A 13922-nucleotide genomic window follows, 5' to 3' on the forward strand; every position below is an offset into this window, starting at 1 on the left:
ATACAACTTAATCGTTTAATATGATACGAAGTGTATCAAGTGAGATGGGTTTTACAAGAAACGATTGTACACATTGATATTTTTTTGAAATTTGTACGTCTTTCGGATTTATACTACTTGATAAAATATAAATTTGAGTTGCTATCGTATTTTTAATTTTTTTCCATTCGTTTAAAAAATCCCAAGCATCCCAAACAGGCATGTTAATATCTAAAAAAATCACATCTGGAAATTCAAGTACAGTAGCATTAAAATAATCAAACGCTTCTTTACCATTCTTAAAACAAACTAACTTTATGTCTTGATTAATTTTAGCTATTTGATGTTTTAAAGTAAATAATAAAATAGGATCATCATCAATTATACAAATAGTTTTATGCATAAGGCTTTTTAAAAAATAAATTAAACTTAGTTCCCTCATTTACTTTACTTTTCACTTCAATCCAACCTCCCATGCCTTCCATTTGGTTCTTGGTAATAAACAATCCCAAACCTCTTGCATTTTCTGTAAAATGAAAAGTTTTATACATGCCAAATATTTTGTCTTTATTTCGCTCTAAATCAATACCCAAACCATTATCTTCAAAAGAAACATTAATATAATCCCCTTCATCTTTTGCTTCTATAAATAACTGTTTTTGCACGTTTGTACGTGCGTATTTAATCGCATTCGAAATTAAGTTTTGAAACACAGAATCTAAATATTCTGCATAGCCTAAAACTACAATTTGTTCCTTACACACTAATTTAACTTCAAAATTATTTTGAATTAATTCCAATTGAAAAATATCTAAGGCTCTGGCTATTACTTGTTTTAAAGGTATTTGTTTTAATTCATCTTTACCTGCATTATACAATAACGCAACTTCAGACAAATGATTGGTGGTTTCTATCATGTTTTCTGATGCTAAAAGTAGCATTTTAAAAAACTCATTATCTTTTACTGGATATTTTTCACCAATTAAATGAATCAAGGCACTAATATTGGAAGAATGGGATCTTAAATTATGAGATACTATATGAGCAAAATTTTGCAAGCGCTCATTTTGTACTTTTGAAAGGTTTAATAATTTTAATAAGTTGGTTTCCTTATTGTTTTGGTCTGTTCTATCTCTTCCGTACAAATAGTACTTATTATCTAAATAATAAACCCGCCATTTTACTTCTCTATAAAACCCTTTATTGTCTTTAATTCTACATAAAAATGTTTCTACTTCGTTGGTATTTGGTGTTTTATCAAAAATGGATTCAATGAATTTTTTATCTGTCTCATGAATATAGTGAAACCAATTGGTAGCTTTTACTTCGGAATTGTGTTGTTCATAATCTTCAATCCAAGATTCATTCACTTTTAAAATTTCAAACGCGCGATCTGTAATTACAATTAAATCCTTAAAAGCTTTAAAAAAATCTTCTAAATTTTCATTTTTGTTTTTTAATAATTGAGCTTGTTCTTCCAATTTAATTGTACTCTTACGCAACTGCATAATATTCATAACTTGTCTTGCCAAAGCTTTTAATGCAGTAATTTGGTCCTGATTTAAAAGAATCGTATCATCATGAAAAACACAAAGTGTTCCTAAGGGCAAATTATCATCCGATCGCAAAGGAACTCCAGCATAAAAAACAATATGTGGTTCTTGGACTACAAATGGGTTATCATGAAAATGAATATCTTTTCGTGCATCTTCAACGATATAAATGTCTTTGTTTTCATATATGGCATGTCCACAAAAACTTAGTTCCCGAGGTGTTTCATTAATATCAATTCCGCACTTTGATTTAAACCATTGACGATCAGAATCTATTAAAGTAATTAAGGCATATTTTGAATTGCAAATCTGAGCAGCTAACAACGTAATAAAATCATAATCTTCTTCTTCTAAAGAATCCAAAATCTTATACGAATACAATTCTTGCAAACGAATAAATTCATTATTTGGAATTTTTGGAGAAATCATTTTAAGATTATTTGATTTCCCTAAATTTAGAAAAAAGATTACAATTTAGCAAGAAAAAAAGTTAAAATGTAAAAATAAAAGATAAATGGTGTTAAAATTCAAATAATTCCAATTGCCAAACCTGCTTTTTAATTTCACCAAATTCTTTTATTTGCGGATAAAATAAGACTTTTTGATTGATCACGCTTTCGCTTTCCCCCATTTCACTTTTCATTTTTAAGTTATATTCAACTAAAAAAAAGTGCGGTCCTACTTCATTAATTCTCGCGTTTGAGAGTTCAAATGTTAATTTTTGATTACAACTATTATTTAAAAGTTGCGCTAAAGTCACTTTTGTTTCGGGCTTAATGAAATTGGTTACTAGAAATTGGTTTTTTGAAAAGAGTGCTTCAATGGCTAATTTAATTTCATTTTGCTCTGCTACATCTTGTGTTACTGCTAATAAATTCAAGTACGCATAAAAATCTTCAATTCTTGAAATGGCTTGATTTTCATAAGCTTGGATAGCCGCTGAACTGAATGTTTTTTGTATTAGTGCGCTGTTTTGTTTTTTGTTTGCTGCGGTTGTTGCTTCCAGTTGAACTTTTTCTGTTGCTTCTTTTTGATGTGTACCCGCACTTTGTCCAATTGAAAAATTGGAAATTAAAAAAGCGAAGAATAGTATAAATTTATTTCTCATTTTAATCCTGTATAATTCTAATAAATTTAATTCTATCATTTTCATCATTCTCTACTTCAATAATTGACATCTTTTTTAACGAAGGAGATGGAATTATTAATTTTTGTGCAAATTCCTCTTTATTCAAATACTCTGCTCCCAGATTATTCGGTAGCATAACAATCACTTCTAAGTTATCAGACAATATTTTCTTTAACTGTTGCTTTCTGATTTGCCAATCTTTAATGTCACTTTTTAAAAATGCTTTTAAAACCATCGCATAATCGTTAGGTTTTAATTCAATAGTATTAACCGCAAGATTAGGCTCTAATACAATTTTCTTAGATTGATAAAAGGGACTTTTTATTAAAACTTTAATTGGTTTTTCATTTGTAATTTCTTCTTTTTCTAAATCTACTGGTTTTTCAATAGAATCCTCAATAATGTAAGCTTTGACTTCTTGTTTAGAAACACTGTCATTTGTAAAGCTATTTTTTAATACTATTGAGGTCTGATTTGGCTTTTTAATCTTAAAATAAAGTATTCCTATAAATAGTAAAAAAAGGACTGAATATAACAGATAACTCAACTTCCACTTACTTTTTTGCTTATTGGATTGCGGAAGCGTTTCAAGCGTATTAATGGCATTAAATTTAAAGGCATCCCAACTTTTTTCATTCGCATAACTCGATAAAATATCTAACATATCTTTTCGAGGTAGCTTTACATTTGTTTCAGGTTTTAAATGGGTATATATCCACTTTTCACTTACTGTACTTTTGGTTTGGATTTGAATCTCATCAATTAATTGTAAAATATCTTGTGAACTAAAATTTTTCCAATTGCCATTAAAGTACGGATTGCTTTCTTTATAGCGTTCCAATACTTTCTCTTTTAATTGATAAAATAATTCTAAATCTGTCATCTTTAACTTGATGTAAAAGTAATTTTAGTCCGTTTGCCTTTTACTGTAAAAGCACTGTAAATGTACTGAAAAAACTTTACAAAGCTAAAACAGTAGATTTACCAAGATAAAATTTACATCAGAAATTAAGTTTGCATCAGAAACTTAAAAAACAATGTATTATGAAAATTAAAAATGTATTATCAGGCTTATTCCTTGCAACTTCTATTGGTGCATTGGCACAACATTCAGGAAATGTAAACAGTAAAGAAGCAGCAAGTGGCAATTACAATTATCAAAACCAATATCAAAACCCTACGATTAATACGATTCAAACGTCGTACAGTAATGATTTGGAAATGGTAATTCAAATAAAAGGAATATACAATGAAAAAGCTACCAGTCAAAAAGCCGTTTTTAGTGTTTTACAAGTCGGCAAAACAGCTGAAGAAGTAACCAATTTAATGGATGAAAGAATAGAAAATGTTATGAAAGAAGTAAAACTATTTAGTCCCGAAATAGAAGTGGTTTCAGACATGATTTCTTTTATCCCTACTTATGAATATGAAATTCAAAAGAAAATTTTCAATCCAAAAACATACAATGAAAAACCAGCAGGCTTTGAATTAAAAAAGAACTTAATCATTAAATATAAAAACACGAATGATTTAAACAAAATAATGAACATTTGTGCCAAACAAGAAATTTATGATTTAGCAAAAGTTGATTATGTAACCAGTAATTTAGATCATATTCGTGATGTTTTACAACTAAAAGCATCAGAAGAATACAAACAAATGTTAACCAATTACTCTGCAATAATGAATACCGATTTATTTAAAAAAGAAAAAACATTAGTAGAAGGGTATAACACTATTTACCCTATGGAAAGTTACAAATCGTACACGGCATACAGTCAGGCAGCTATAAATTTTGCTCCTGATTCCCAAGTCAACTCAATCAAAAAAAATAGCACCCAATTTTATGATGCAGCCCTAGCGAAATCACACACCTTTGTTGTAAATGCGGATATTACCGAACCCACCATTCAAATTTTTTATGATTTAACAATTAAAATAAAACTCAAAGAAGATCAATTGCCTAAAAATACAATCATAAGAAACAACCGCTATTACATTATCACACCAGCAGGAGACATAAAACCATTAGCATTATAACATTAAACCTCTTCGGAGGTTTTTTCTTTTTTATCTATTATTGTAACTTTAGTAACATTTTTTTAAGAGAATAAAGAAGTATCTTTACAAAAAAATAAACTATGCGAGAAATTTTAGAAAATGCTTATGGCTATATTTTTGAGGAAGAATTAATAAATGAAATATTAAAGGTTTCTCAATATAAAAAATTTAAAGCTGATGAGTATTTAATTGAAATTGGAGATTATATAAAAACCATGCCTTTACTAATTCATGGCGCTATAAAAATACTAAGAGAAGATGAAAATGGAGATGAATTTTTGCTGTACTTTTTAGAGCGAGGTGATACTTGCGCAATGACTTTAACTTGTTGCATGGGACAACACAAAAGTAAAATACGAGCTGTCGCTGAAACGGATGGTGAAATGCTTATGATTCCTGTTGAAAAAATGGAAGAATGGTTGACCAAATACAAAACCTGGCGAAATTTTGTTTTTGAAAGTTATAATGTGCGTTTAAATGAAATGCTAGAAGCTATAGATACTTTGGCCTTCAAAAATTTAGATGAACGTATATTCAAATACCTTTCGGACAAGGTAAAAGTATTAGGAACAACTGAAATTGCTAACACGCATCAAGAAATTGCTTCTGAAATGCATACTTCTAGAGTGGTGGTATCAAGATTGTTAAAAGGATTAGAATTACAAGGAAAAATCAAACTTCATCGCAATAAAATTGAAGTTTTAGTATTCTAATTTTTACATTAATTTTGCAAAAAAGATAGATTATGAAAATTGAACAAATATATACTGGTTGTATTGCTCACGCAGCTTATTACATAGAAAATAACGGTGAAGCAGCTATTTTTGATCCGTTACGTGAAGTTGGCCCTTATCTAGAGCGAGCAACTAATGACAAGGCAAAAATTAAATACATTTTTGAAACGCATTTTCATGCTGATTTTGTTTCTGGACATTTGGATTTGGCTGAAAAAACAGGTGCCAAAATTGTTTATGGTCCAACAGCTCAACCTAATTTTGAAGCAATTATTGCAGAAGATGGTCAAGAATTCAACATTGGAAATTATACAATTAAAGCGATTCATACGCCAGGGCATACCTTAGAAAGTACTTGCTATTTATTAATCGATGAAAACGGCAATCAACAGGGTATTATAACCGGAGACACTTTGTTTATTGGAGATGTTGGCAGACCCGATTTAGCTCAAAAATTAGTTGAAAATTTAACTGAAGATACTTTAGCAGGATATTTATTCGATTCGTTACGCAACAAAATAATGCCGTTGTCTGATGATTTAATAGTTTATCCTAATCATGGTGCAGGCAGTGCTTGTGGAAAAAACATGAGTAAAGAAACGACCGATACGTTAGGCAATCAGAAAAAAGTGAATTATGCTTTGAGAGCGGACATGACTAAAGAAGAATTTAAGAAAGAACTTCTTGACGGATTAACTCCTCCTCCTGCCTATTTCCCTCAAAACGTAATGATGAACATTCAAGGTTATGACAGTTTAGAAAAAATCATTAAAAAAGGAACTGTTCGTTTAAATCCAGAAGAATTTAAAGCCTTAGCACAACAAACAAATGCCGTTGTTTTAGATGTTCGCCATGAAAATGATTTTGTAAAAGAACATATTCCGTCTTCTATTTTTATTGGATTACATGGCCAATTTGCTCCTTGGGTAGGTGCCTTAATTAGAGATGTGAAACAACCTATTTTATTAATTACACCTGAAGGAAAAGAAGAAGAAACCATTACCCGATTGTCTCGAGTTGGATTTGATAACACATTAGGTATATTGAATGGCGGAATAGAAGCTTGGAAAAAAGCTGGTTATGAAACGGATTCAATAAACTCTATCACACCAGAAACTTTTGAAAAAGAATACCAAACAAAAACTGTAATAGATGCAAGAAGACCTGGAGAGTACCAAGCAGAACATGTAGTAGGCGCTAAAAATATTCCTTTGGATTTTATAAACGAACTCTATAAAGAACTACCGCAGGATGAGCCTTATTATTTACATTGTGCTGGAGGTTATCGTTCCGTAATTATGTCTTCTATTTTAAAATCTAGAGGGTATCACAATATGATAAATGTTGAAAAAGGTATGGGCGGAATCAAAAACACTTCAATAGAATTAACCAAATTTGTGTGCCCAAGTACACTTTAACAGTAATAGTATAGATGTACTAAATTTAAGTACATTTGCAATCATTTAAAACCCTAAGGAATAATTAAAAAAATGAAAAAATTAGTATTATTTGTAACAGCCGTTATTTTAGTTTCATGTAACAATAAATATAAAGTAGAAGGAACTACTAAAGATGTAAAAAATGGAACAAAAGCTATCTTATTAACTTCTAATGAAATGGGAGGTCCTCAACCATTAGATACGAGTATTGTAACTGATGGAAAATTCAGTTTTGAAGGAAAAGCAGAGTTGCCAGAAATTGCATTTGTAACTTTTGAAACTGAAAATGGAGGTTCATTGCCTTTTATTTTAGAAAATGGAACCATAACTTTAGATTATGACAATAAAAATATTCAAAATTCTAAAATATCAGGAACAGACAACAACGATTTATATGCAAAATACAATTTAGAAAATAAAGATATTTTTGCAAAGGCTAAAAAGATTAACGATGAGAACATTGCTATTTTATCTAAAAAGCCTGAAACTGAAGAAGAAAAAGCAAAAGTAAAAGTTGTAATGGAACAATTTAGAGCTTTGCAAGAAGAAATGAATGTAAAATCTAAAAACTTTATCAAAGCAAATCCAAATACATTTGTTTCAGTACTTCTAACAGAAAATTTATTTTTCAAAGGTTTATTAACGGATAAGGAAACTGACAAAATAATTAGTCAATTAGACGATAATTTGAAGAAAACAAAAAGTGCACTTAGCATTATAAAAATGTTGAATTTAAATAAACAAACCGAAAAAAACCAAAAACAAGACAGTAAAAAAGCATTAGAATTTTCGGCAAAATCGCCTGAAGGTAAAGAAATTTCTTTGAAAGAATCAATGGGTAAAGTTACTATTATTGATTTTTGGGCTTCTTGGTGTGGACCGTGTAGAAAAGAAAATCCAAATGTGGTAGCACTTTATAACGAATTACACAGTAAAGGTCTAAACATTATTGGCGTTTCTTTAGATGAAGATGCTTCAAAATGGAAAGAAGCTATAGCTAAAGATAAATTAACATGGACACATGTATCTAATTTAAAAGGATGGAAAGATCCTATTGCACAAATGTATAATGTAGACCAAATTCCTTCTACTTTTATTTTAGATGAAAAAGGAACTATTGTTGCAAAAGATTTAAGAGGCGAAGAATTAAAAGCCAAAGTTAAAGCACTTTTAGGGGTGAAATAAACTCTAATTATTATAAAAATAAAAAAATCTCCTTATTTGGAGATTTTTTTATTCTTCATTATCAGAACTTTAGAAAATAATTGAAAAAATACCTAAAAAAACCTTTGGAACTTTAAAAATCTACCCTATATTTGCAACCGCTAATCAGGGCTGGGGAGATACTCAAGCGGCCAACGAGGGCAGACTGTAAATCTGCTGGGAAACCTTCGCAGGTTCGAATCCTGCTCTCCCCACCACACTAAAGCACTTCGAAAGAAGTGCTTTTTTTTGTTTACATAAAATACAAAAAAAGCACCAATTATTTGATGCTTCTTTTATATTTACTTTTTATATCATTTATAACTTTATTCCAAAATAAAACTTACTTGCACTGTACTTGTAACTTCTATTTCACCTACCGCTAAAGTTTCTCTAGTATCTGCTACTTCCATAGCCGCAGCTTTTGCATACATTACTGGTTGTGGATAATAAGTATTTGACTGATCAAAAATAAAAATGGCTTTACCAAGCTTTTGTCCAGGTAACACTGAAAGATAGTCTTCTGCCTTCTTTTTAGCATTTAACATGGCTTTTTTACGTGCTTCTGTTTCGTATTGCTCAATTTTTGATGATTTAAACTCTACTCCATCTATTCTATTTATTCCCGTTTCCATTACATCCATCATGAAAAGGTCATATTTCGACACGTCTTTTAATGTAACTGTTACTGTTTGATTGGCTTCATAAGAATATTTCTTTTTCTCATAATCGTAATTCTTGTACAAGTTCATTTGTGCAGTTTGATAATCTGCAGTAGGAATATTAAATTTCTTAATGTACTTCAATACTTTATCAATCACAATATCGTTTTGTGCCTTAACTTCTTTAGCATCTTTACCATTATTTTGTACCCCTAACGTAATTACTGCAATATCAGGAGTTACTTTTACTTTACCTTCTCCATTCACAGAAATTTGTGGAATGTTATTTTTTTGTTCTTGACTCATAGCTCCAAATGTTGTCATCAAGGTTAAAATTAAAATCATTTTTTTCATCGTATATCTATTTAGTTTTTTCTTATAAAACAATAAGTATGCCAATTATATTTTTTTCAATTTGACCATTACAAATAATACGATAATTGGGATTGACATAACTGCTATAAACAAAGGGTTTTGATAAAGCAATTCGGGCTTTATAAGCAACGTCAACACTAATCCTCCTAGAGCACCGCCAAAATGAGCCGTATGACCAATATTATCAAATCTGCCTTTCATTCCAAATATCGAATACGCTAAATATAAAACCGCAAAAACATAGCCCGGCATGGGAATAAAAAATACCAATAACCGAATATTAGGCTCTAATAAAACAGCACTATATATTATTCCAGAAACCGCTCCAGATGCGCCAATTGCAGAATAATAAGGTTCATTTTTATGAAAGTAATACATGAACAAGCTTCCTAACATCATACTTCCAAAATAAATTAATAGAATATTTCTAGTTTCAAAATTGGCTAGTAAAATTGGAGAAAAACTCCAAAAAGAAAACATATTAAAAAACAAGTGAAAAAAGTCAGCATGCAAAAATCCAGAAGAAAACAACCTGTATTGTTGTCCATATTTTACCGCTGATACATTAAACTTAAATTTTTCAAAAAAAGAAGGATCATTAAATCCTTTTAAACTCACTAAAATTGTGGCACCAATAATGAAATAAGTAATAGGAAACATAATATAAAGTTAAAAGATAAAGGTACTATTTTTAAACTAATACAAAATAGTATATTTGTAAAAAATAGTTACATGCAATTTCTACTCTATATTTTAGTTTACCCTATTTTATGGCTGATTTCTATACTGCCGTTTCCTCTTTTTTATTTATTTTCTGATTGTATTTGTTTTCTAGTGTATCGCGTTATTGGTTATAGAAAAAAAACAGTAAGAGCAAATATTGCTTTAACACTTCCGCATTTAACAACACAAGAACAAAGAAAAATTGAAAGAAAATTTTATAGTCATATGTGTGATCTATTTTTGGAAATGATAAAAACATTAACTATAACAAAATCAGAAATTCAAAAACGATTTCAGTTTACAAATTTGGAATTATTCCACGAATATGAATTAAAAAACAAAAGCATTATATTATTCTATGCGCATTATGCTAGTTATGAATGGTCTATTGCTTTAGGAACGCATATAAATATTAAAGGGTTTGGCATTTATAAAAAAATTCAGAACAAGTATTTTGATAATTTAGTTAAAAAAATACGTTCTCGATTTGATGCTGTCTTAATTGATACTAAAAACACTGTTAAAGAAGTAGTTGAAAATGAAGAAAAAGGAATAAAAGGCGTTTACGGTTTTATTAGTGATCAAAATCCAAAACCAAATAAAGCACAATTATGGGATAAATTTATGGGATATACGGTTCCAATTCATACTGGTGGTGAAATGTTAGCTCGAAAATTAGATATGAATGTATTGTATATGAAAATTGAAAAAGTGAAACGTGGACATTATTTGGCTACATTCATTCCTTTAAGTGATAACATACAAAATGAGCCTGAATTTGAAGTGTCAAGAAAATTCATAAAAGAAGTTGAAAAACAAATATATGAAGCCCCTGAATTTTACTTATGGACACATAAACGTTGGAAACATAAAAAAGAAAGCTTGTAAAATTTACAAGCTTTCTTTTTAGTATTAATTAAACCACGAATGGACTTTTTCTTTTATTGAAGATATGGCTCCTTTAAATGTAAATTCATTCGTTTTTGGATTGTATTCATAATCAGTGGCCCAATTTTTAAAGTTTTCAGCTAATTGAATAATAGCATCACAAACAAATTGAATTTCTTCTGAAGTTGTTGTTGGATGTATCGACATTCTAATCCAACCTGGTTTACGTTCTAAATCTCCTGACGTAATACTGCATGTAATGGCATTTGAAGTTTCTTGATCAACGTGTAATAAATAATGACCATAAGTACCCGCACAACTACAACCACCACGTGTTTGAATTCCAAAACGATCATTCAATAATTTCACCCCTAAATTATAATGTAAATCATCAATATAAAAGGAAATTACACCTAACCTATCTTTGTGTTGTCCGGCTAAAATAGTAATATTAGCAACCGTTGATAAACGATCAAAAACATATTCAACAATTTCGTGTTCTCTATCTAAAATGTTTTGAACCCCCATTTTCTCCTTTAACTGAATAGCTAAAGCTGTTTTTATTACTTGCAAGAAACCAGGAGTACCTCCGTCTTCTCTTTCTTCAATATTATCGATGTATTTATGCTCTCCCCAAGGATTTGTCCAACTCACTGTTCCCCCACCTGGACAATCGGGTACATTATTTTTGTATAAGTTTTTATTAAAAATCAATACTCCTGAAGTTCCAGGACCTCCTAAAAATTTATGTGGCGAAAAGAAAATAGCATCTAAATAAGCTTCTGGATCTTTTGGATGCATATCAATGGCTACATAAGGTCCTGAACATGCAAAATCTACAAAACATACGCCTCCGTGTTGGTGCATAATTTTTGCCACTTCATGATAAGGTGTTTGAATACCTGTAACATTGGAACAAGAAGTAATAGAGGCAATTTTAAAACTTCTATTTTCGTATTGTTGTACTAATTTTTTAAAATTTTCTACACAAAACAATCCCTCTTCAGTAGCTGGAATAACAACAACATCTGCAATTGTTTCTAACCAAGAAGTCTGATTGGAATGGTGTTCCATATGAGAAATAAAAACAATAGGTCTTATTTCTTGCGGAATTGAAGTATACTCTTTTAAATTTTCAGAAACACGTAAGCCTAAAATACGTTGCAATTTGTTTACCACACCAGTCATACCTGTTCCATCGGTAATCAACACATCATTTTCATTAGCATTGACATGATGTTTAATAATATGACGCGCTTCATGATAAGCCATAGTCATAGCTGTACCTGTAACCGAAGTTTCAGTATGGGTATTCGCAACAAAAGGACCAAATTGGTTCATTAACTTTTCTTCAATGGGTCTGTAAAGTCTTCCACTGGCTGTCCAATCTGTATATATAATTTTTTTGGTACCAAATGGTGAATCAAAATCTTGATTTATACCAATGATATCGTTTCTAAACGTCTCAAAATAGTGTTCTAGTTGTGTTTTTGTTGTAGTAACTGACATGATTTGAAAATTTGCTTTCAAAGATACTAATTTTGAAAATGTATAATTAAAATTTTTAATCCAATTTTAATTAGTAACTTTGGATATATGTGACAAATGCTATGAATATGCCCTTATTTAAAAATAATTTCACCTCCAATTTAGTTGCCGATTCCATAACTGATAATTATGTACGATTAGTACCCGCTGCTCATTTTTCTTATGTGAATCCAATTACACCCACTCAACCTTTTTTAATTCATTCCAGTAAAGAGGTTGCTGATATATTAAATTTAAATGTTGACTATATTCAATCGAATGAATTTACATCGGTATTTTCAGGTACATCTTTGGGAGACAATTCTAAACCGTTTGCCATGAATTATGCCGGACATCAATTTGGTAATTGGGCAGGGCAATTAGGCGATGGAAGAGCTATCAACTTAGGAGAAATCAACAATTGGTCCATCCAACTCAAAGGAGCAGGCCCAACACCTTATTCTCGAAGAGGCGACGGATTTGCAGTTTTACGTTCGTCTATCCGTGAATATTTGTGTAGTGAAGCAATGCATTACTTAGGCATACCCACAACACGTGCGCTAGCCTTATTTCTAACAGGTGACGATGTCATGCGCGACATGTTATATAACGGTAATCCGGCATTAGAAAAAGGAGCTATTGTTTGTAGGGTGGCACCAAGTTTTATTCGTTTTGGTAATTTTGAACTATTTGCTTCACAAGGAGATCTTGACAACCTAAAAAAGTTAGCAGATTATACTATTGATACTTATTTTCCTGAAATCACAAGTCAGGATAAACAAAGATACATTGACTTATTAAAACTCGTTACAGATAAAACATTAGATTTAGTTATCCATTGGCAACGCGTTGGGTTTGTTCACGGAGTGATGAATACTGATAATATGTCAATTCATGGAATTACCATTGATTATGGTCCGTATGGATGGTTAGAAGACTTTAACTTAGAATGGACTCCTAATACTACTGATCGAGAAAACAGAAGGTATCGTTTTGGAAACCAACCAGATATTATGCTTTGGAACTTGTATCAATTCGCTAATTCACTGTACCCACTCATTGAAGAAACAGCACCTTTAGAAAGTATCCTTACTTCTTTTGCTTCAAATTATGAAAATCGTTTTTTAGGAATGATGTGCAGTAAAATTGGATGTGAAAATCATAACGATTCAACACATAAATTGGTTTATCAATTATTGGAATGTTTGCAACTTTCAGAAACCGATATGACTATTTTTTTTAGATTATTAAGCACCGTCAATTTACAAGACTATCCGGACAGTGCCTTATCAAAAATAAGTCCTGCATTTTATTTACCAAATGAAATCGACGGATCTATTAAAGAACGCTGGTTAAATTGGATGGAAGACTATCTAAAACAAATTAATTCTCAAGGTGTATTGGATGAAGTGCGTAAAGTAAAAATGAATGCAATCAATCCTAAATATGTGCTAAGAAACTATATGGCACAATTAGCTATAGATGAAGCCAATACAGGAAAATATGAAATGATTGATGAATTTTTTGAACTCTTAAAAAAGCCATACGCTGAACAACCTGAAATGGAAAAATGGTTTGCCAAAAGACCGGATTGGGCAAGAACAAAAGTAGGCTGTTCCATGTTGAGTTGCAGTTCGTAAACTACATAT

13 protein-coding genes and 1 tRNA gene are annotated in these 13922 nt (G+C 30.5%); 7 read left to right on the plus strand and 7 right to left on the minus strand.

Annotated features, from left to right (window positions below; translation table 11 throughout):
* Positions 1–7: 7 nt before the first annotated feature.
* The 4 genes from KQS_RS08860 to KQS_RS08880 form a co-directional block, all read right to left on the minus strand.
* Complete coding sequence (locus KQS_RS08860) at positions 8–382, minus strand: response regulator (RefSeq protein WP_014388847.1); 375 nt, start codon at positions 380–382, stop codon at positions 8–10.
* On the minus strand, positions 375–1961 hold the full coding sequence (locus KQS_RS14035) for a GAF domain-containing sensor histidine kinase (protein WP_014388848.1): 1587 nt from the start codon (positions 1959–1961) through the stop codon (positions 375–377). Before KQS_RS14035 ends, KQS_RS08860 begins: the two co-directional genes overlap by 8 nt.
* 91 nt (positions 1962–2052) lie before the next feature.
* Entirely contained in the window at positions 2053–2640 is a 588-nt protein-coding gene (locus tag KQS_RS08875; protein ID WP_014388849.1) for a hypothetical protein, read from the minus strand.
* 1 nt (position 2641) lies between these two features.
* Positions 2642–3544 (minus strand): hypothetical protein, encoded by a 903-nt coding sequence (locus tag KQS_RS08880; protein WP_014388850.1) that lies wholly within the window; start codon positions 3542–3544, stop codon positions 2642–2644.
* Positions 3545–3705: 161 nt separating this feature from the next.
* On the opposite strand from KQS_RS08880, the gene KQS_RS08885 reads away from it, so the two are divergent.
* The 5 genes from KQS_RS08885 (at position 3706) to KQS_RS08905 (ending at position 8316) form a co-directional block, all read left to right on the plus strand.
* A complete protein-coding gene (locus KQS_RS08885; RefSeq protein ID WP_014388851.1) occupies positions 3706–4701 on the plus strand; it encodes an SIMPL domain-containing protein in 996 nt (331 codons plus the stop codon).
* Positions 4702–4802: 101 nt separating this feature from the next.
* The gene (locus KQS_RS08890; RefSeq protein WP_014388852.1) at positions 4803–5435 is read left to right on the plus strand and encodes a Crp/Fnr family transcriptional regulator; all 633 of its coding nucleotides are present in this window, start codon (positions 4803–4805) and stop codon (positions 5433–5435) included.
* 32 nt (positions 5436–5467) lie between these two features.
* The gene (locus KQS_RS08895; RefSeq protein ID WP_014388853.1) at positions 5468–6874 is read left to right on the plus strand and encodes an MBL fold metallo-hydrolase; all 1407 of its coding nucleotides are present in this window, start codon (positions 5468–5470) and stop codon (positions 6872–6874) included.
* A 72-nt stretch (positions 6875–6946) separates the two neighbouring features.
* On the plus strand, positions 6947–8080 hold the full coding sequence (locus tag KQS_RS08900; RefSeq protein WP_014388854.1) for a TlpA disulfide reductase family protein: 1134 nt from the start codon (positions 6947–6949) through the stop codon (positions 8078–8080).
* Between the two features lie 152 nt (positions 8081–8232).
* Positions 8233–8316, plus strand: a tRNA-Tyr gene (locus KQS_RS08905).
* Positions 8317–8424: 108 nt separating this feature from the next.
* Here KQS_RS08905 and KQS_RS08910 read toward each other — a convergent pair.
* Positions 8425–9114: an SIMPL domain-containing protein gene (locus tag KQS_RS08910; RefSeq protein ID WP_014388855.1), complete on the minus strand. Its 690-nt coding sequence runs from the start codon at positions 9112–9114 to the stop codon at positions 8425–8427.
* 45 nt (positions 9115–9159) lie between these two features.
* Entirely contained in the window at positions 9160–9795 is a 636-nt protein-coding gene (locus KQS_RS08915; RefSeq protein ID WP_014388856.1) for a rhomboid family intramembrane serine protease, read from the minus strand.
* Between the two features lie 72 nt (positions 9796–9867).
* Between KQS_RS08915 and KQS_RS08920 the strand changes: the two genes are divergently transcribed.
* Positions 9868–10746, plus strand: a complete 879-nt coding sequence (locus KQS_RS08920; RefSeq protein ID WP_014388857.1) for a lysophospholipid acyltransferase family protein — start codon at positions 9868–9870, stop codon at positions 10744–10746.
* A gap of 24 nt (positions 10747–10770) precedes the next feature.
* Here KQS_RS08920 and KQS_RS08925 read toward each other — a convergent pair whose 3' ends face one another.
* On the minus strand, positions 10771–12255 hold the full coding sequence (locus KQS_RS08925; RefSeq protein ID WP_014388858.1) for an aminotransferase class V-fold PLP-dependent enzyme: 1485 nt from the start codon (positions 12253–12255) through the stop codon (positions 10771–10773).
* A 101-nt stretch (positions 12256–12356) separates the two neighbouring features.
* On the opposite strand from KQS_RS08925, the gene KQS_RS08930 reads away from it, so the two are divergent.
* A complete protein-coding gene (locus KQS_RS08930; RefSeq protein ID WP_014388859.1) occupies positions 12357–13913 on the plus strand; it encodes a protein adenylyltransferase SelO in 1557 nt (518 codons plus the stop codon).
* Positions 13914–13922: the final 9 nt, after the last annotated feature.

This window comes from Flavobacterium indicum GPTSA100-9 = DSM 17447 (assembly GCF_000455605.1).
In the GTDB taxonomy this organism is placed as follows: Bacteria; Bacteroidota; Bacteroidia; order Flavobacteriales; family Flavobacteriaceae; genus Flavobacterium; species Flavobacterium indicum.

What these genes read in the sequence shown, in the direction of transcription:
- KQS_RS08860 (WP_014388847.1), bottom strand. Translation starts at nt 382, where the DNA reads ATGCATAAAACTATTTGTATAATTGATGATGATCCTATTTTATTATTT.
- KQS_RS14035 (WP_014388848.1), bottom strand. Translation starts at nt 1,961, where the DNA reads ATGATTTCTCCAAAAATTCCAAATAATGAATTTATTCGTTTGCAAGAA.
- KQS_RS08875 (WP_014388849.1), bottom strand. Translation starts at nt 2,640, where the DNA reads ATGAGAAATAAATTTATACTATTCTTCGCTTTTTTAATTTCCAATTTT.
- KQS_RS08880 (WP_014388850.1), bottom strand. Translation starts at nt 3,544, where the DNA reads ATGACAGATTTAGAATTATTTTATCAATTAAAAGAGAAAGTATTGGAA.
- KQS_RS08885 (WP_014388851.1), top strand. Translation starts at nt 3,706, where the DNA reads ATGAAAATTAAAAATGTATTATCAGGCTTATTCCTTGCAACTTCTATT.
- KQS_RS08890 (WP_014388852.1), top strand. Translation starts at nt 4,803, where the DNA reads ATGCGAGAAATTTTAGAAAATGCTTATGGCTATATTTTTGAGGAAGAA.
- KQS_RS08895 (WP_014388853.1), top strand. Translation starts at nt 5,468, where the DNA reads ATGAAAATTGAACAAATATATACTGGTTGTATTGCTCACGCAGCTTAT.
- KQS_RS08900 (WP_014388854.1), top strand. Translation starts at nt 6,947, where the DNA reads ATGAAAAAATTAGTATTATTTGTAACAGCCGTTATTTTAGTTTCATGT.
- KQS_RS08910 (WP_014388855.1), bottom strand. Translation starts at nt 9,114, where the DNA reads ATGAAAAAAATGATTTTAATTTTAACCTTGATGACAACATTTGGAGCT.
- KQS_RS08915 (WP_014388856.1), bottom strand. Translation starts at nt 9,795, where the DNA reads ATGTTTCCTATTACTTATTTCATTATTGGTGCCACAATTTTAGTGAGT.
- KQS_RS08920 (WP_014388857.1), top strand. Translation starts at nt 9,868, where the DNA reads ATGCAATTTCTACTCTATATTTTAGTTTACCCTATTTTATGGCTGATT.
- KQS_RS08925 (WP_014388858.1), bottom strand. Translation starts at nt 12,255, where the DNA reads ATGTCAGTTACTACAACAAAAACACAACTAGAACACTATTTTGAGACG.
- KQS_RS08930 (WP_014388859.1), top strand. Translation starts at nt 12,357, where the DNA reads ATGAATATGCCCTTATTTAAAAATAATTTCACCTCCAATTTAGTTGCC.